14 protein-coding genes are annotated in these 17,795 nt (G+C 63.4%); 6 read left to right on the top strand and 8 right to left on the bottom strand.

Annotated elements, in window-relative coordinates; translation table 11 throughout:
- From AC0ZT5_RS08205 to AC0ZT5_RS08170, 8 genes are all read right to left on the bottom strand, one after another.
- On the bottom strand, positions 1-789 hold the full coding sequence (locus AC0ZT5_RS08205; protein WP_488496010.1) for an ABC transporter permease: 789 nt from the start codon (positions 787-789) through the stop codon (positions 1-3).
- Positions 786-1,694 carry an ABC transporter permease gene (locus AC0ZT5_RS08200; RefSeq protein ID WP_488496009.1) on the bottom strand — a complete coding sequence of 303 codons (909 nt, stop codon included), beginning with the start codon at positions 1,692-1,694 and terminating at the stop codon, positions 786-788. The genes AC0ZT5_RS08205 and AC0ZT5_RS08200 overlap by 4 nt, the downstream gene beginning before the upstream one ends.
- A 25-nt stretch (positions 1,695-1,719) precedes the next feature.
- The gene (locus tag AC0ZT5_RS08195) at positions 1,720-2,802 is read right to left on the bottom strand and encodes an extracellular solute-binding protein (RefSeq protein WP_488496008.1); all 1,083 of its coding nucleotides are present in this window, start codon (positions 2,800-2,802) and stop codon (positions 1,720-1,722) included.
- 4 nt (positions 2,803-2,806) lie between these two features.
- On the bottom strand, positions 2,807-3,499 hold the full coding sequence (locus AC0ZT5_RS08190) for a helix-turn-helix domain-containing protein (RefSeq protein ID WP_488496007.1): 693 nt from the start codon (positions 3,497-3,499) through the stop codon (positions 2,807-2,809).
- A 95-nt stretch (positions 3,500-3,594) separates the two neighbouring features.
- Positions 3,595-3,855, bottom strand: a complete 261-nt coding sequence (locus AC0ZT5_RS08185; protein WP_488496006.1) for a hypothetical protein — start codon at positions 3,853-3,855, stop codon at positions 3,595-3,597.
- A gap of 111 nt (positions 3,856-3,966) precedes the next feature.
- A complete protein-coding gene (locus tag AC0ZT5_RS08180; RefSeq protein WP_488496005.1) occupies positions 3,967-5,859 on the bottom strand; it encodes an ABC transporter ATP-binding protein in 1,893 nt (630 codons plus the stop codon).
- Entirely contained in the window at positions 5,859-7,721 is a 1,863-nt protein-coding gene (locus tag AC0ZT5_RS08175; protein ID WP_488496004.1) for an ABC transporter ATP-binding protein, read from the bottom strand. The genes AC0ZT5_RS08180 and AC0ZT5_RS08175 overlap by 1 nt, the downstream gene beginning before the upstream one ends.
- A gap of 94 nt (positions 7,722-7,815) precedes the next feature.
- A complete protein-coding gene (locus tag AC0ZT5_RS08170; RefSeq protein ID WP_488496003.1) occupies positions 7,816-9,735 on the bottom strand; it encodes a dipeptide ABC transporter ATP-binding protein in 1,920 nt (639 codons plus the stop codon).
- Between the two features lie 156 nt (positions 9,736-9,891).
- Here AC0ZT5_RS08170 and AC0ZT5_RS08165 point away from each other — a divergent pair, with 156 nt between their 5' ends.
- The 6 genes from AC0ZT5_RS08165 to AC0ZT5_RS08140 all read left to right on the top strand — a co-directional run bounded on the left by AC0ZT5_RS08165 (position 9,892) and on the right by AC0ZT5_RS08140 (position 17,667).
- Positions 9,892-11,250 (top strand): LLM class flavin-dependent oxidoreductase, encoded by a 1,359-nt coding sequence (locus AC0ZT5_RS08165; RefSeq protein WP_488496002.1) that lies wholly within the window; start codon positions 9,892-9,894, stop codon positions 11,248-11,250.
- A gap of 206 nt (positions 11,251-11,456) precedes the next feature.
- Complete coding sequence (locus AC0ZT5_RS08160) at positions 11,457-12,041, top strand: DUF427 domain-containing protein (RefSeq protein WP_488496001.1); 585 nt, start codon at positions 11,457-11,459, stop codon at positions 12,039-12,041.
- A 39-nt stretch (positions 12,042-12,080) separates the two neighbouring features.
- Complete coding sequence (locus AC0ZT5_RS08155; RefSeq protein WP_488496000.1) at positions 12,081-13,718, top strand: ABC transporter substrate-binding protein; 1,638 nt, start codon at positions 12,081-12,083, stop codon at positions 13,716-13,718.
- Between the two features lie 76 nt (positions 13,719-13,794).
- Entirely contained in the window at positions 13,795-14,754 is a 960-nt protein-coding gene (locus AC0ZT5_RS08150; protein WP_488495999.1) for an ABC transporter permease, read from the top strand.
- Positions 14,751-15,638, top strand: coding sequence for an ABC transporter permease (locus AC0ZT5_RS08145; protein WP_488495998.1), 888 nt, complete (start codon positions 14,751-14,753; stop codon positions 15,636-15,638). Before AC0ZT5_RS08150 ends, AC0ZT5_RS08145 begins: the two co-directional genes overlap by 4 nt.
- Before the next feature lie 298 nt (positions 15,639-15,936).
- Positions 15,937-17,667: an ABC transporter substrate-binding protein gene (locus AC0ZT5_RS08140; RefSeq protein WP_488495997.1), complete on the top strand. Its 1,731-nt coding sequence runs from the start codon at positions 15,937-15,939 to the stop codon at positions 17,665-17,667.
- The last annotated feature ends 128 nt before the right edge of the window (positions 17,668-17,795 follow it).

Below are 17,795 nucleotides of genomic sequence, written 5' to 3'. Positions count from 1 at the left end.
TCAACTCCTGGTCGATTTCGAGCTGATGATCAGCCCGGCGCTGATCACCAGCGTCGTGGCAATGAAGATGATCGTTCCGACGGCCGTCACCGTCGGGTCGGCGTCGCGGGTGATGCTGGTGAAGATCTGCACGGGCAAGGTCTTCAAATAGGGGCTGGTGATGAACAGCGCGACGATGATTTCATCGAATGAGGTGACGAAGGCAAACAGCAGCCCCGAAAGGATGCCGGGCGCGATCAACGGCAAGGTCACGGTGCGGAATGCGGTGAAGCGGTCGGCGCCAAGGCTTGCCGCCGCCGTCTCCAGCCGTACGTCGAAGACTTCGAGGCTTGCCGACACGGCGATGATGACGAAGGGGATCGCCAGCATCGTGTGCGCGATGACGAAGCCGGTGGTGGTGCCGACGAGCTGGTAGTCGAGATAGACGGCATAGATGCCGATCGCCAACACCACGCCGGGCACGATCATCGGTGTGATCAGGACGGCGCGCAGCAGGCCGGCGCCGGAATGTTTCATGCGGCTGAGGCCGAGTGCCGCCAGCGTGCCGATCAACGTGGCGGCGATGGCAACGAGGCCCGCGACCCTGAGCGAGTTGAAGAAGCTGGTCAGCCAGTCGGGGTTGGTGAAGAAATTCTCGTACCACTGCCAGGAGAAGCCGGATGGCGGGAAGGCAAGCGACTTCTTCTCGTTGAACGACATCGGGATGATGACCAGCGTCGGCATCACCAGCCACACGGCAACCAGCAGGCAGAACAGGCCGAGCAGAATGCGGAACGGCGCCAGTCTCATGATCTGGACGCCTGCTTGTGGCGCTGGCGCATCAGCGGTGCGGCGAGCGCCAGAAGCACGAAGGTCGCGACCAGGAGCACGACACCCATGGCGCCGCCACGGCCCCAGTTGAGCAGGCTGAGCACCTGGCTCTGCACCAGTGTCGACAGCATGGTGCTGCGGGGTCCGCCGAGCAGGGCCGGGGTGATGTAGAATCCGAGCGACAGGATGAAGACGATGATGGCGCCGGCGAACACACCAGGCAGCGACAGCGGCAGATAGATCTGCAGGAAGGCAAGCGAGGGCCGCGCCCCGAGGCTGCGCGCCGCCTGCACGAGCCGCAAATCGATGCCGCGCATGACCGAATAGAGCGGCAGGATCATGAAGGGCAGCAGCACCTGCGCCATACCGATCACCACACCGGTCTGTGTGCGGATCAACTTCACGGTGTCGAAGCCGAGCAGCCTGACGACGGAATTGATGATGCCGGAATCCTGCAGCAGGATGACCCAGGCCAATGTGCGCACCACGCCGCTGACCCAGAACGGCACCAGCACGCACAGGATGAGGACAAGCCGCATGCGCGGCCCGACCGCTGTCATCAGGTAGGCATAGGGGTAGGCGGCGATGACGCAGACGATGGTGACCCAGGCGGCAATGGAAAAGGTGCGCCACAGAACCGTGACGTTCACCGGCGTGGAAAAGAACCAGACATAGTTCTGCATTCCCCAGGCGGGGTCCGAGAAACTGCGCAGCGTGACGGTCAGCAGCGGATAGCCCATCGCCGCGATGAGCAGGAGCAAGGCAGGCATCGCGAGCAGCGAAGGATAGGCGGCGAGGCGCAGGCGCCGTTGCGGCCCCTGCACGCCACCTTCCGGCCGGGGATTGTCGCCCCCGGCCGCCAGAGTATGTGATGTCTGGCTCACACTTTCACCTTGGCGTTCGGCCGGCTCAGTTGCCGGCCATCAGCGCCGTCCACTTGTCGGACGCGGTGGCGAAATTGGCGACCCAGAACTTGATGTTCTGCTGGTAGCCCTGCTTGGCGTGTTCCGGCGTGTTGGTCAGGAAGGCGGCGACCGAAGCATCCACCTTGGGCTGCGCCTCGGTGTTGATCGGTGAGTATGATGTCTGCTCGGTCAGGACCTCCTGCGACTTCTTGCCGAGATAGGCGTTGATCAGCGCATAGGAGGCGTCGGTGTCCTTAGCCCCGACCGGGATGGTCAGCTGATCCATGACGACCAGCCAGTCCTTCCACACCGGCGTATAGGCAGCGCCGTTCTTGACCGCCGTCATGGCGCGGCCCGTCCACATGATGATCATGTCGGCTTCGCCGGATTCTGCCAGCTGCTGGGACTCGGCGCCGGTTTTCCAGAAGATCGTGTCCGGACCGATGGCCTTGATCTTGGCGATGCCCTTGTCGATGTCGGCGGGCGTCATGTTGTCGACCGAGCCACCGTCGGCCAGGATGCCCTGTTCGATCAGACCGCCGATCGGGCTGCCGCTGCCGTCGATGGCGCGGGTGCCCGGGAATTTCTTGGTGTCGAAGAAATCTTTCCAATCCTTCGGCGGGTTGTCCTTGTAGGTCGCGTTCTTGTACATCAGCACGGTGCCGTAGTTCATCGCCGGCACGCTGCACTCGCCGACCTGTCCGGCCGGGATGTGCGAAACGTCGAGCTTGGTCAGGTCGAGCTTCTGGAACAGCTTGCCGCAATGCACGAATGGCGGAAAATCGTCGGTATCGACGACATCCCAGGTCACATTGCCAGACTCGACCTGTGCCTGAAGCTTGGCGATTTCGGTCGGGCCATCGTTCAGCAGCTTGACGCCGCTCTTGTCGACGAATTCCTTGAGGGCGGCGACCTGGCCGTCCTGGTAGATGCCGCCATAGGAGACGAAGGTCAGCGTCTTGCCTTTCAGCGAACCGTCCACCACGGTGCCGGCCGGCGGCGCGCTCTGCGCATGAGCCGCGGCGGCTGCAATCAAGGCCAGTGCGGCGGCGCCGACAAGCCCGGACACTATTGATCTGTTTCCCATTTTCTTAACCCTCCGATGACTCGCTGTTTGATTTTGGCAGTCCGGGTGCGAGTGATTTCCGGGCCACATATTGGTCGAGATCGACGGCGCCGCTTGTCGACGGCGCGATGATCCACAGCACTTCGGCCACAGTGTCGCCGACATTGATGGTCCTGTGCGGCGTCGAGGTCGAATATTCGATGCTGTCGCCCTCTTCGAGGATGAAGCTCTCGTCGCCCAGCGTCAGCTGCAGCCGGCCACGCAGCACGAGGAACATTTCGTGCGCGTTGCCATGCGTGTAGGGCAGGTCGCCGGTCGAGCCGCCGACGGCGAATTCGCCGCAATAGACTTCCATCTCGCGGATTGGCCGGCGCGACAGCAGCGTCTTGCGGTAGCCTTCGCTGGTCGGCAGCGCGGGTCGTTCGGCGCGTGTCAGCACCGCGTGCGCCGAGACTTCGCTTTCGTCGAAAAGATCGGCGAGGCCGATGCCGAGTGCATTGGCGATCAGCATCAGCGTGCTGGTGTTGGCTCCCGAAAGACCGCGCTCGAGTTGGCTCAGGAAACTGGCGGTGGTGCCGATCAAGTCGCCGAGCTGACGCAGCGTCAGGCGTCGCGCGGTGCGATAGGCCTTGATGCGATCACCCAACACCGTGGAGCGGCGGGCTTCCGCGCCGGTTGCGGCGTTGTCGTTGAGTGCGTGATCCGCAGCGGTTTTCATGGTGATCTCAGGGTTCACTTAACATGCTATTAAGTGAGGCTTCGTGGCAAGCGGATTCGCTTGGCCACCTGAAAATCACAGATGGGCCAGCCTAACTATCTGCTTGCCGGTGGAGGAATGTCGTCGAAAGGCGCTTTGGTTTGGCGATCGAAAACGACGGCCAGCCCGTTCTTGACGGCAAGCGAGGCGACCATGTCGTCCAGTTCGCGATCGGAAATGGCGGGCTTGAGGATCTGCCGGATGGCCAGATAGGCCTGCTCGGTCGACACATAGTCGTAGCGCTTCTTGCGCGCTTCCACATATTGCTCGATGAGAATGCCCAATCGGCGGGCGGCGATGTCTTCTGGTTGCTGCACGGGAGCCTCCTCAAGCTCGATCGTCTCCAGCCCCCTAAGATGTAAAAACCACACCGCGAAAGTTAAGGCCCGAAGCCAAAAAAATCGGCTGTCGTCATTCGACCAACCTGGTCATGTCGCCTTGCCGACCGCCGCGTCCAATTCCAGCTCGCCTTCCGAAATGTCGTCGAAGGAGGCATAGTTCATGTTGTAGAGGCGGGCGTAGAGCCCTTTTCGTGCCATCAACTGTTCGTGGTTGCCGCTTTCGACGATCTCGCCGTTCTGCAGGACGATGATGCGGTCGGCGCCGCGAATGGTGGCCAGCCGGTGTGCGATGACCAGCCCGGTGCGGCCTTCCAGCAGCTTTATCAGCGCTTTCTGGATCAGCATCTCGGTGTAGGAATCGATGCTGGCCGTGGCCTCGTCGAGGACCAGGATCTTGGCGTCGGCCACCAGCGCCCGCGCGAAGCTGATCAACTGGCGCTGGCCGAGCGAGAGATTGCCGCCGCGCTGTTCGAGCTCGGTGTCGTAGCCATCGGGCAAGTTCTCGATGAAGTCGTGCGCGCCGACGGCCTGTGCGGCGCGGACCACCTCTTCGCGGGTGGCGCCGGTCTTGTGATAGCGGATGTTCTCCAAAACCGAGCCGGAGAACAGGAACGGTTCCTGCAGCACCATGGCCACCTGATCGCCGAGCGAATCCTGGGTCAGGTCGCGCACGTCATGGCCGCCAACCAGGACCTGACCTGACCAGACATCGTAGAAGCGGTGCACCAGCGCCATGGAGCTCGACTTGCCCGACCCGGTCGGGCCGACCAGCGCAACGGTCTCGCCCGGATTGACGCGGAAGGAGATGTCCTTCAGCACCGGCAGGTTAGGCCGGTAACCGAAGGTGACGTTCCTGAACTCGACCGAGCCATCCATGTCGCGCGACAGCGCCACGGCACCATTCTTGTCGCTGACGTCCACCGGCACGTCGAGCACTTCGGAGATGCGCTGGCCCGAAGCCATGGCACGCTGCATGACGCTGTACTGCATGGTGAGCGAGCGGATCGGGTCGAAGAAGCGCTGGATGTAAAACAGGAACGCCACCATGACGCCGACGTCGAGGCTGTGCGACAGCACCATCGAACCGCCGACGACGATGACCGTCGCCATGGCGATGCCGGTCAGCGTGTCAACGATCGGCACCATCACCTGCGCATATTTCGCCGACGTCAGATGGGCATTGAGATTGGCCAGAACCTTCTCGTCATAGAGGTCGAAATTGACGTGCTGGCGTTCGAGGCTCTGCACTGTGCGCACGCCATGGATGCCTTCGGCCAGCGCGCCGTTCGCGATCGAGTTGGTCTCGTGCGCGGCCATGAAGGCGACCTTGGCGCGCGGCAGCCAGAACAGGCGCACGATGAACAGCACCGGCATGGTGGACAGCGTCAGCAGCCCGAGCCGGAAATCCAGCCACAACAGGACGCTGACGATGCCGAACAAAAGCACGATGTCGCCCACCGACATCACCGACGTCTCGAGGAATTCCTGCATCGAATTGACGTCGCCCTGCAGGCGCGACATCAGGCGGCCGACCTCGGTCTTGTCCATGAAGCTCAGCGAGACCCGCTGCAGGTGGCTGAACATGGCGCGGCGCAGGTCCGACAGCACGTTCTCTGCGACCTTTCCGACGACGCTTTCCTGCACATGGCTGGCGGCATAGTTGATGAGGATGATCAGCGTGAAAATACTGATCGCGGAGATCATCACCGACTGGTCGAGCCTGCCTGCCGCCATGCCGTGGTCGATGGCGTAGCGGATGACCAGCGGGATCGCCAATTGCGTCAGCGTGAACACCAGCACTGCGGCGACCGAGATGAAAATCCGGCTCTGATACGGCTTCACGAAGCTCCAGATACGCCGCACGATGCGCGGATCATAGGCCTTACCGAAAACCTCTTCCTCGTCGCGGTGCGAGCCGACGACAGCCTTTGTCGGCCGCCCGCTGGTGTCTTCCTTCTCGTCGTCGCCCAGTTTCGACATCAAGCGGCACCCATGGCCGCGGGCCGATCGTCGTCAGGCCGCAGCTGCAGGTCGTAGAGCGCGCGATAGCGACCGCCGAGCGCCAGCAACTCCTCATGCGTGCCACGCTCGACGATCCGGCCGTTCTCCACGAACAGGATCTGGTCGGCATGCATCAGCGAGCTCAGCCGGTGCGAGATGATCAGCGTCACGCGGTCCTTGGCGAACCGCTTCATCGCCGCCCGGATCCGCTGCTCGGTGCCGGCGTCGATGGCCGCGGTGGAATCGTCGAAGACCAGTACCGACGGCCGCAGCATCAAGCTACGCGCGATGGTCAGGCGCTGCCGCTGGCCGCCGGACAGCGAGGCGCCGCGTTCGCCGACGACCGTGGTATAGCCGGCGGGAAGGCCGATGATGTAGTTGTGCAACTGGGCGAACTCGGCCGCCTGCCCGATGCGGGTCTCGCGTGCCCAGGGATTGCCATAGGCGATGTTGTTCTCGATCGAGGTGGTGAACAGGAACGCGTCCTGCTGCACGACGCCGACGGCCTTGCGCAGCGATTGCAGCGTGACCTTGCTGATGTCCTGGCCATCGATGGTGATGCTGCCCGAGGTGACGTCGTAGAAGCGCGGGATCAGATGCGCGATGGTCGACTTGCCGCTGCCGGGCGGGCCGACGATGCCGATGGTCTCGCCGGATCTTGCCTCGAAGGAAATGCCGGACAGCGTCGGCCGGTCGCCCGCGCCCGCATAGCGGAAACCGACATTGTCGAAGCACATCACGCCCTCGGTGACGACGAGGTCCCTGGCGCCGGGCGCGTCCTTGATGTCGAGTTCGGCGTCGAGCAGTTCGAACAGCCGGGTGCCGCAGGTCGAGGCGCGCGCGAAGGAATTGACCATCAGGCCGAGCTGGCGCACCGGCATCTGCAGGATGGTCATGAAGGTGAGGAACTGGGCCAGCGTGCCGACGCTGATTTGACCCGCGATCACCTTCTGGCCGCCGAACCAGAGCACCAGGCCCATGGCGGCCAGGAACGAGAAGTTCATGGCGCCGGTGTTGCCGACCCGGATGTCGACGCGCTTGTTGGCGAGGTCCAGCGCATCCTGCTTGGCGCGGTCGAATTTTTCGAGCTCATGCCGCTGCGCCGCAAAAGCTCGCACGACACGGATGCCGCCGAGATTCTCATCCATCACCCGGCTCAGCACCGACAGGCGCTGCTGCAAAGTCAGCCAGGTGGTGCGCAGCGCCAACTGGGTGACCGAGGATCGCCAGGCGACGAACGGCACGAAGCTCAGGCTCAACAGCCCGAGCACCAGATCGGTGCTGATCAATAGATAGGCGCCGACGCCGATCAGCACCCCGAGCAGGACGACGCGAAGGATACCCGTGGAAAAGAACATGCGCACGCCGTCGAGATCGAGCAGGCCGAGCGTGATCAGATCGCCGGTGTGGACCCGGTCGTGGTAGGAGAAGCTCAGGCGCTGGATCTTCTCGTAAAAAGCCAGGCGCAGCTCGTAGCCGGTCCGATGGCCGACGGCCTCGCCGTAATAGTTCTGCGCCATGGTGAAGAGACCGCGCAGGATGCTGACGACGAGCAGCGTCAAAGCGGTGTTCCACAGCGCGTGCTCGGCCGCGGTACCGGCTCCGGCGGTCATGACGCCCTGCGCCTGGTCGATGGCGCGTCCCAGCAAGCGTGGAATGAAGAGCTGCAGCGTCGCGGCGATGAAGGTCGAGACGAGTGTGATCGCGACTTGCCAGGGATGGCGCAGCGTCATGCGCACGATACGAAGCAACGTGCTGAGGCCCTTGCCCCAGGAGGCTTCGGCCACATGGGCAAACGATTTGCCGCGCTCCGGCGCGCTGCCGATTGCTAGCGTATTCAAAGGAAAATATCCAACCCAATCCGGGCATTAGCCCGGACGAATAGAGCAGACTCAGTTCAGATGGCGTGATGTTACGCGGGTCCGGCTTGGCCGTTCAAGAGCCAATGCCGGCATCACACTGTGCCTGAAGGCAACAGGCTGTTGCGCGTGTTTGGAATGCCGGTAATCCATTCACGAACCCTCGCCAGCAGGCGATCAGGTGGCCGGGTGCGACCTGCCTGGCGGGCGGTTCGGCCTTTCTGCAGTCTGGCAGGGCCAGGGGGCAGCGGTCGGCGAAGGAACATCCCTTGGTCTGCGTACCGCCTGCCTCGATCTTCACCGGAGCGGATGGTTTCGGTGCGGCCTCATCGGAGGACGCGGCCAGGAGCAGTTGCGTGTAGGGGTGATTGGGGCCCTGGAAGATTTGGTCGGATGAACCGGTTTCGACCAGACGGCCGCGATAGAGCACGCCGATCCTGTCGGCCATGTAGCGCACGACCCTGAGGTCGTGGCTGATGAACAGATAGGTCGTGTCCTTGTCGCGCTGCAGGTCGTTGAGCAGGTTGAGAACGGTCGCCTGGACGGAAACGTCGAGCGCCGAGGTGGGTTCGTCGAGCACGACGACCTTCGGCGCGCCGGCGAAGGCCCGCGCGATGGCCGCCCGTTGCCGCTGGCCGCCGGACAGCGATCGCGACTTCTGCTCGGCCGTTGCGCCGGCGAGGCGAACCGACTGCAAAAGGTCGCCGACGCGGGCTCTCACCTCGCTGCGGCGCAGGCCGGCGATCCGGCGCAGCGGACGGCCGAGGATCCTGCCGATCCGGTGGCGCGGGTTGAGCGTGCGATCCGGCGATTGGAAGACCATCTGCACGTCGCGTCGTTCGGCAAGGTTTCTCTTCTCGACGCGCGGCGCGACCGTCCTGCCGAACAGTTCGACCGATCCGGCGTCTGGTGTCTGCAGGCCGGTGACGATCCTTGCCAAGGTCGACTTGCCGGAACCGGACTCGCCGATCAGCCCGAAGGTCTCGCCCTGGCCTATGTCGAGATCGATATCGCTGAGCACTGGCTGGCTGCCGAAGGCATGGCTGATGCCTTTGCAGGCGATCGCGATCTGGCGTTCTTTTCGCGCGCCGGCGTTTTCAGCGTTGGCTGCCGGGTGCGCAGCCAGAGCTGGTCCGTCGGTCTCCGCCAGCCTGCCGTCCCGCTTGGTGTAGTTGAGGGCCGGGATCGAGGCGATGAGCGCCTTTGTGTAGGCGTGGCGAGGGTTGTCGAAGACATCGGTGGCGACCCCGCTTTCGACCACCGTTCCCGACTGCATCACCGCCACACGGTCGCAGGAGCGGCGGATCATGTTGATGTCGTGGCTGATCAGAAGCACGCTGGTTTTGTGATCCTTGCGCAGGTCGTGCAGGATGGCGATGATCTCGGACTGCACGCTGGCGTCGAGCGCCGTCGTCGGCTCGTCCAGCACCAGCAGCGACGGGTCGAGCGCAATCGCAATCGCGATGTTGGCGCGCTGCTGCATGCCGCCGGAAAGCTCGTGCGGATAGAGATCCAGGACCCGGTCCGGACGGCTCACGCGAACGCGCCCGAGCAGTTCGGCGGCGCGCGCGCGGGCCTCTTCGTGGCGAACCGGGCGATGCCGCATGATGGTCTCGGTGATCTGCCGGCCGATCGTCATGCTCGGGTTGAGCGCCGCACCCGGATGCTGGTAGACGGCCGCGATATGGTTGCCCCGCAGCTGGCGCAGCTGCTCGGCGGAGAGGTCGCGGATTTCGCGGCCCTGGAATTCCAACGCCGACGCCGCGATGCGGGCGTTCTTCGGCAGATAGCGCAAAATGGCGAGCGCCACCGAGCTTTTTCCCGATCCGGACTCGCCCACCAGGCCAAGCGATTCGCCTTCGCCTATGTGCAGCGACACGCCGCTGACGGCGGGATGCGATCCGTTGCGCCCTTCATAGGCGATGGAAAGCTGATCAACGTTGAGAACCGAGGAGGACATTGGGAGCTTGAAACCACTTTCTTCCAGCGCGGCCATCGAGGGCAATCGCTTCCACTTTGGCAATACATAATCTCTATAAAATTACTCGAATTAAGCCGGAGCGCAATCTACCTTTCATCGCTCAGGAGAGATTGTCGCAGCCTGTAGAGAACGGCGCGACGGTCTCCGGAGCAGATTTGGAAGGAGGCCGGCATGGCTCGAGATTACATGATCCTCAGCGCATTTTTCTTCAACCCGCAGGGCGATCATCGGATGTCGTGGCGCCATCCGCGGGCGCCGGGCGGGGAGGTGCTGGACTTCGAGTTCTACCGCGATCTCGTGCAGGCGGCCGAACGTGCAAAGATCGACACCATCTTCGTCGCCGATCACGTGTCGATCTGGGATTCGGTCAAGAGCGGTGTCGCCCACTATGCCAATGCCCGGCTTGAGCCGCTGACGCTGCTGTCGGCGCTGGCCGGCGTGACCAGGCATATAGGCCTGATCACCACGGCGTCGAGCTCCTACAGCGAGCCCTACAATGCGGCGCGCATGTTCGCCTCGCTCGACCATATCAGCAAGGGCAGGGCGTCGTGGAACGTCGTCACCTCGGCCATGGACGAGGAGGCGCGCAATTTCGGCCGCGACGGCAATATCGAACATGCGTTCCGCTATGAGCGCGCGGCCGAATTCCTCGATATCGTCAAGGCGCTGTGGGACAGCTGGGAAGATGAGGCGCTGCTGATCGACAAGGCGTCGGGCTACTTCGCCGACCCCGACAAGGTCCACCCGATCGATCACAAGGGAAAGCACTTCAAGGTGCGCGGACCGCTCAACGTCTCGCGGCCGCCACAGGGCCATCCGCTGATCGTCCAGGCCGGATCGTCCGAGGACGGCAAGAACTTCGCCACCGCCCAGGCCGATGTGCATTTCGCCATCTTCAGCACCAGGGAAGACGGCATCAAGTATCGCCAGGACATCAACGAGCGCCTTGCCCGACATGGGAGGCGGCCGGAGAGCTTCAAGATCCTGCCTGGCATCCTGCCGATCGTCGCTGCCTCCGAGGCGGAAGGCCGGGAAAAGCAGGAGTATCTGCAGACCTTGCTTCCCGACCAGGTCGGCATCGACCTTCTGTCCAGCTGGAGCGGCATCGATCTCTCCGTCTATCCGCCGGACGGGCCGCTGCCGCAGCTGCCGGACGAGAGCACCTTCAATGGCGGACGCACATCGCTCAACCGGGTCAAGCAGTGGTCGAAGCAGAATCTCAGCCTGCGCGAGATTGCCCGCAAGCTCGCCAACAGCGGTTCGGTGCCGACCGTCGCCGGCACGCCCAAGCAGATCGCCGACCAGTTACAGGACTGGTTCGTCGCGGGTGCCGCCGACGGCTTCAACCTGATGTTCCCGTTGCTGCCCGAGGACTGGGTGAATTTCGCCGAGCAGGTGGTGCCGGAGCTGCAACGCCGCGGCGTGTTCCCGACCGAATACGCACCGGGAACGCTGCGCGACCGCTTCGGCCTGGCGCGGCCAGCCAACCGCTTCGCCGAGCAGCGCGACAATGCGCGCGCCGTGTCCTGACCCTGGAGAACGACCATGACCGCCGCCCCAGGACTGCAGCCGCGCGAAGCAACCGCACCGCATCTCGTCAATGTCCTGCACAGCCCCAAGCGCGTGCGCGTCAAATTCGGCGGTCGTACCATCGCCGACAGCCGCAACGTGCTGGTGCTGCGCTCCAACCACTTCCTGCCAATCTATTTCTCCCGGTGGCGTCGGTCGACGCGTCGGTGCTCAAGCCCTCGCTGCATCGCGAGCCGCACGCGGTCGGTGGCGAGACGGCCTACTGGGATATCGACACCCGCGACAGGCGAAGCGCCAACGCGGCCTGGTCGTTCGTGTCGCCGCCGGGTGAAAACCTGTCGCCGCTCGCCGGTCGCATCGCCTTCACCTGGAAGCTCGTCGACCAGTGGTTCGAGGAGGACGAGGAGGTCTTCGTCCATGCCCGCGATCCCTATGCGCGCATCGATGTGCTGCAAAGCTCCAGCCATGTGCAGGTCTGGTTCGACGGCGAGCCGATCGCCGACAGCCACCGCCCGGTGCTGCTGTTCGAGACGCATCTGCCGACTCGCTTCTACCTGCATCCCGATGACATCAATCTGGAGCGGCTGACGGCGTCCGCCACAACGACGCGATGTCCCTACAAGGGCAACGCTTCCCACTGGTCCGGGCTCTTGAGCGACGGTTCGGTGCGCCCGGACATCGCCTGGATCTACCGCGACCCGATCGCCGAGATGCCTAAGATCAAGGGCCTCGTTGCCTTCTACCCGCAGGCCGTGGATCGCATCCATCTCGACGGCGAACCCGTCGCATAGAGCATCTTTTCAACTGTGATTTCAAACTTGGGTTTCAACATGACCAAACACAGAGATATCGACCTACTTCGCAATCTGTCGGGGGACATCTGGAATGTCGCCGTCGACGAATATCAGGGCGGCTTTCTCAAGCGCCGCGATCTGCTGAAATACGCCGCACTGCTCGGCCTCACCGGTTTTGCCGCCTCGCAGGGACTTGGAGGCGCGCGCGCATCAGCCGCTGCCGGCGGCATTGTCCGCGTCGGGCTCGGCCAGCCGACCAAGGCGATAGATCCCGTATCGGTCACCGATCCGGCCAGCATCGGAGTGATCAGCCAGGTCGGTGAATATTTGATCCTCGACGATCCCAAGGACGGGCTGCAGCCAAAGCTCGCTCTGTCCTGGGAGGCCGACGAGACCGCCAGCCGCTGGACCTTCAAATTGCGGCCGGGGGTGAAATTCCACGATGGCCGTGCGGTCACCGCCAAGGACGTGGTGGCGAGCTTCGAGCGGCTTGTCGATCCGGCCAGCGGCTCGTCGGCACTGTCGGCATACAAGGGCATCCTGTCCAAGGGCGGCGCCAAGCTGGTCGACGACGAAACCGTCGCCTTCGACCTCGACGGTCCGAACAGCAACTTCCCCTTCTATGTCTCCTCCGACGTCTACAACGCCGTCATCCTGCCGGCCGATTATGCCGGCGATTTCGAGAAGAACTTCAACGGCACCGGCCCGTTCAAGCTCGAATCCTTCCGTCCCAAGCAGGGCGCGAGCTTCGTGCGCAATCCGGATTACTGGGGAGACAAGGCTCTGCCCGACCGGGTCGAGATCAAGTTCTTCGACGATGAGCAGGCCCAGGTGCTGGCGCTGCAGGCCGGCCAACTCGACGTCATCCCGAGCACGACGCGGCTGGAACTGGCGATCGAGGGCAATCCCAACTTCAAGCTGCTGAGCGTGCAGGCAAGCTCGCATGACCAGGTGCACCTGCGGGCCGACCAGGCGCCGTTCACCGACAAGCGCATCCGTCGCGCGCTGGCGCTTACGCTCGACCGCGAGGCAATCGTGAGGGGGCTGCTGAAAGGCCGCGCCATCGTCGGCAACGACACCCCGTTCGCGCCGATCTTCCCCTCCGCCGACTCGTCCGTGCCGCAGCGCAAACAGGACATCGCCGAGGCCAAGCGGTTGCTGGGCGAGGCGGGTGTCCCGAACGGCTTCGAGGTGACGCTGACCACCGAGCGCGCCTATGACATTCCCGACTATGCGGTGATCATCCAGAACTTCGCCAAGAAGGCCGGCATCGACGTCAAGCTCAATGTCCTGCCGCAGGACGCCTACTACGGCTCGGCGACCTTCGGCAGCTCGCCCTGGCTGGATTCGGTCCTCGGCATCACCGATTACGGCCATCGCGGCACGCCCGACATCTTCCTCAACGCGACCCTGAAGAGTTCGGGGGCCTGGAACGCGGCGCATTTCAACAACCCGGCCTATGATGCTCTGCTGCTCGACTACTCAAAGGCACGCAACCTCAACGCCCAGCGCCTTGCCGCCGGCAAGATCCAGACCCTCCTGCTTGACGAGACGCCGGCGATCATCAGCTATTTCTCGCAGTACAGCAGGATCACCAGCACCAAGGTCGAGGGCGTCCGCTTCACGGCGATCTCGCACCTGCTGCTCGACCGCGTTACCTTCGTCCAGGCATGATGCTCGAGCGGGGAGATAGCGTCCCATTCCGATTGCATCGGGATGGGGCTGGTTCAAGGCGAGGCTGCAGGACGCGATGGTGAGTGGCCGCACTGTGTCGGCGCGCGTGGGCACACTTTTACTCACGCTATGGCTGGTCAGCATACTGGTTTTCTTTGCCGGGCAGGTTCTGCCCGGCGATGTCGGCCGCGTCATGCTCGGGCCCTTTGCCGATGCGCAAGCGGTGGCGGAACTGAACAAGCGGCTCGGTGCCGACCAGCCCGTGCTCGTCCAGTACTGGCGTTGGTTCAGCAACGCGCTCAACGGCGATTTCGGCAGCTCGCTGTCGATGGGCGGACCTGTGGCGCCGTTCGTGCTGGAGAGCCTCAAGCGCTCCGCGGCGCTTGCCGGCATCATCCTGGTTTTCCTGGTTCCGTTGGGGGTCGGCGCTGGCGTCGTTGCCGGTCTCAATGCGGGCCGCTTCATCGATCGGCTGATCGTGATGGTGGGCGTTTCCTTCGGCATTGTCCCGGACTTTGTGTCCGGCCTGATGCTGCTTATCGTTTTCGGCCTGTGGCTGAACTGGTTCCCGATCTCGGGTGTCGCGCCCGATGGCGCGGGCTTCTGGACGAATGGCTACTATTTGATCCTGCCGGCGCTGCCGTTGGTGCTGAACCTTGCCGGCTATATCGCCCGGATGACGCGGGCCGGCGTGATCGAGGCTATGGCCGCCGACTATACACGCACCGCCGTCCTGAAAGGGCTCGAGAGGCGCGAGATCATTTTTCGACATGTGCTGCGCAATGCGCTGACGCCGACCATCGCTGTGCTTGCGACCCAGACCGGCTACATGCTTGGCGGGTTGGTGGTGATCGAAGCGCTGTTCGGTATCCAGGGCCTTGGCAATCTGGTTCTGAACGCGGCCAAGTCGCGCGACTTCCCGATGTTTGAAGCCGGCGTGCTGGTGATGGCGGCAATATTCGTGCTGTCGGCGGCGGCAGGCGACCTCGTGCTGGCCCTGCTCGATCCGCGACAACGCCGCCGAGTATCATCATGACAGACCTGGCGGAGTTTCCCGCACCGCGGCGCGCGGTGGTCGGCTTGGGGGCGACGCGCAGGATCGGCAGCGCTTTTGCCGGACTGCCTCCGTCCGTTGTGGCCGGTTCGCTGGTGCTGCTGTTCTGGATCGCGTGCGCGCTGTTCGGCAATCTTTTCGTTCACTGCGATCCCTATGCCGAGGATTTTCTGGCGATGCTGACGCCGCCCGATGCCGTGCACTGGTTCGGCACCGACCAGCTCGGCCGTGACGTGCTGTCCCGCATCGTCGTCGGATCGCGCGATATCCTGCTGGTTGCGCCGCTGGCCACGCTTGCCGGCGTCACCGCCGGCAGCATCATCGGGCTGGTGCTCGGCTATTTCGACGGTCTTGTCGATGCCATCGGGGCCCGGCTGCTCGACACGCTGATGGCGTTTCCGTTCATCGTTCTCGTCACCATGACGCTTGTCGCGATCGGCCCATCGAACCTGACCGTTGTTCTGGTGATTGCCATCGCCTACGCGCCGCTGGTGGCGCGGACCGTTCGGGCGGCCGTGCGCGAGCAGAAGCAGCGCGATTATGTCAGCGCCGCCCGGCTCGGCGGGGAGGGTGCGCTCGCCATCATGTTCCTGGAGATATTGCCCAATGTCCGGGAAACGATCCTCATCGAACTCGTCACCCGGCTGGGATACGCATTCTTCTCGATTGCCACGCTGAGCTTTCTCGGCCTCGGCATCCAACCGCCTTCCTCCGATTGGGGACTGGCCGTCGCCGACGGCTACGGCTTCCTGACCGGCGGCAAATGGTGGGTCGTCGTCTTCAATTCCGCGGCAATCGTCTCGCTGGTCATGGCGACCAACCTCATCGCACAAGGCATAGGCGCCTTTGAAAATAGCGATGTGTGAGCTTTGATGCTTCTCCGCGGGCGGCGGAGAGGGAAACCATCCTGTCACAGTGATCGCCCCGCGACACCGGTGCATTGAACACCTGGAATAGGGCTCGACGCGATCCCTCCGCATCGCGATCCAGGTCCTTCCGCCGACAAAACGCATCCATCGTAGCCACACGTTTCGACAGGCATCATGGGGACGGCCGAACAGAGCCGTTGACGCTGGCCCCCTTTACCTCCTAGGATTAAATCAAATTGATTTACGTTACTCGCCCGAAGAGACGGAAATGCCGATCAACAATGGGAGATGAAGTATGACTGACAGGCTGCCAGACCCGCATATGCGTTCCCTGCAAGACCCGTCGACGGCTGTTTCACGCCGGCGGTTGTTGATTGGCACAGCTTTCGTCGCCGCGACCATCGCAACGACTTTCTCCTTCGGCGCGCGACCGGCGTCCGCCGAATCGGTGCTCGCCATGCACATCGAGGAGCAGACGAGCTGGGTGCAGAACTTCAACCCCTTCGACCTCGGCGGGCGCCGCCAGAGCACGATGGATTTCGTCTACGAGCCGCTGGTCATCTTCAACGACTATGACAGCGGCAAGCCGATCTTCCGGCTGGCGACGGGCTACAAATTCTCCGACGATCTGAAATCGATCACCTACACGCTGCGCGACGGCGTCAAATGGTCCGATGGCCAGCCGCTGACCTCAGCCGACATGAAATTCACGCTCGAACTGATGCTGAAGAACCCGGCGGTAGACATTGTCGGCGTCGGCGGCAGCGTCGCCTCGGTCGAAGCGCCTTCGCCGACCGAAGTGAAGATCACGCTGAAGGACGTCGACACCCACTTCCCGGAATCGATGGCCGATTTCCCTGTCGTGCCCGAGCACATCTGGAAGGATGTCGCCGATCCGCTCGCCTTCAAGAACGAGAAGCCGATCGGCTCAGGCCCGATGACCGAGATCCGCCGCTTCACGCCGCAGGTCTATGAGCAATGCCGCAACCCGAATTACTGGGATGCCGCCTCGCTGCATGTCGACTGCCTGAAGCTGCCGCAGATCTCCGGCAACGACCAGATGCTGGCATTGCTGCCGGAAGGCTCGATGGACTGGATCGGCTCGTTCCTGCCCGAGATCGACAAGACCTATGTCGCGCTCGACAAGGACCACAATGGCTACTGGCAGCCGCCGGCGGAAACCATCGCCTTCCAGGTGAACTTCAAGACCGCCAACCCGGCGCTGGCCGAGGCCTTCAACGACATCAATTTCCGCCACGCTTTCAGCCTGGTCATGGACCGCACGGCGATGGTGGACATTGCCGGCTTTGGCTATCCGGTGGTCAATCTCCACGCCAGCGGCCTGCCGCCGCGCTTCGACGCCTGGCGCAACAAGGCGGCCGAAGGCGACAAGGATGTGTGGATGACCTACGACGTCGACAAGGCCAACAAGGTGCTTGACGACGCCGGCTACAAGAAGGGCGCCGACGGCATGCGCACCACGCCGAAGGGCCAGCCGATCGCCTTCTCGATCATCGTTCCCAATGGCTGGACCGACTGGATCGACGCCGTGCAGATCGCCACCGAAGGCCTGCGCAAGGCCGGCATCAACGCCTCGGTCGCGACACCGGAATACGAACAGTGGCAAAAGCAGATTCTCGACGGTTCGTTCGATGCGGTCATGAATTCCCGCGCCGACGGACCGACCCCGTTCCGCGGCTACTACCAGTCGCTGTCGACGGCCTTTGCCGGGCGCATCACCAGCGCGCCGTCGCGCTACTCCAATCCGGAGCTGGACAAGGTGTTCGACGCCTACCGCAAGGCGACCACCGACGAAGACCGCAAGAAGCTGTTCGACCAGGTGCAGGTGATCATCGCCGACAATTTCCCGGTCGTGCCGGTGTTCAACGGGCCGACCTGGTACCAGTATTCGAGCAAGCGCTTCACCGGCTGGGTGACCAAGGACGAACCGGTGATGAACCCTGAGAACCATGACAACAACCGCATGCGGTTGATGCATTTGCTGCGCCTGAAGCCGGTACAATAAGTCTGACGTAACGCCCTTCTTCCCGTGAGGGGAGAAGGGTCCGTGTCTCTGGCTCGGCGGCGGTCGCCGCGAGGCCGGATGCCGGACATGGCAAGACGCCCGCAGCCGCTTCTTCGTCCGTCGCCTTT

Source organism: Mesorhizobium sp. CNPSo 4670 (assembly GCF_057784235.1).
This window is presented reverse-complemented; position numbering and strand designations above follow the sequence as displayed.

Excerpts from the sequence above, each read along its gene's own strand:
- AC0ZT5_RS08205 (WP_488496010.1), bottom strand. The coding sequence starts at position 789 with ATGAGACTGGCGCCGTTCCGCATTCTGCTCGGCCTGTTCTGCCTGCTG.
- AC0ZT5_RS08195 (WP_488496008.1), bottom strand. The coding sequence starts at position 2,802 with ATGGGAAACAGATCAATAGTGTCCGGGCTTGTCGGCGCCGCCGCACTG.
- AC0ZT5_RS08190 (WP_488496007.1), bottom strand. The coding sequence starts at position 3,499 with ATGAAAACCGCTGCGGATCACGCACTCAACGACAACGCCGCAACCGGC.
- AC0ZT5_RS08180 (WP_488496005.1), bottom strand. The coding sequence starts at position 5,859 with ATGTCGAAACTGGGCGACGACGAGAAGGAAGACACCAGCGGGCGGCCG.
- AC0ZT5_RS08170 (WP_488496003.1), bottom strand. The coding sequence starts at position 9,735 with ATGGCCGCGCTGGAAGAAAGTGGTTTCAAGCTCCCAATGTCCTCCTCG.
- AC0ZT5_RS08165 (WP_488496002.1), top strand. The coding sequence starts at position 9,892 with ATGGCTCGAGATTACATGATCCTCAGCGCATTTTTCTTCAACCCGCAG.
- AC0ZT5_RS08155 (WP_488496000.1), top strand. The coding sequence starts at position 12,081 with ATGACCAAACACAGAGATATCGACCTACTTCGCAATCTGTCGGGGGAC.
- AC0ZT5_RS08150 (WP_488495999.1), top strand. The coding sequence starts at position 13,795 with ATGGTGAGTGGCCGCACTGTGTCGGCGCGCGTGGGCACACTTTTACTC.
- AC0ZT5_RS08145 (WP_488495998.1), top strand. The coding sequence starts at position 14,751 with ATGACAGACCTGGCGGAGTTTCCCGCACCGCGGCGCGCGGTGGTCGGC.
- AC0ZT5_RS08140 (WP_488495997.1), top strand. The coding sequence starts at position 15,937 with ATGACTGACAGGCTGCCAGACCCGCATATGCGTTCCCTGCAAGACCCG.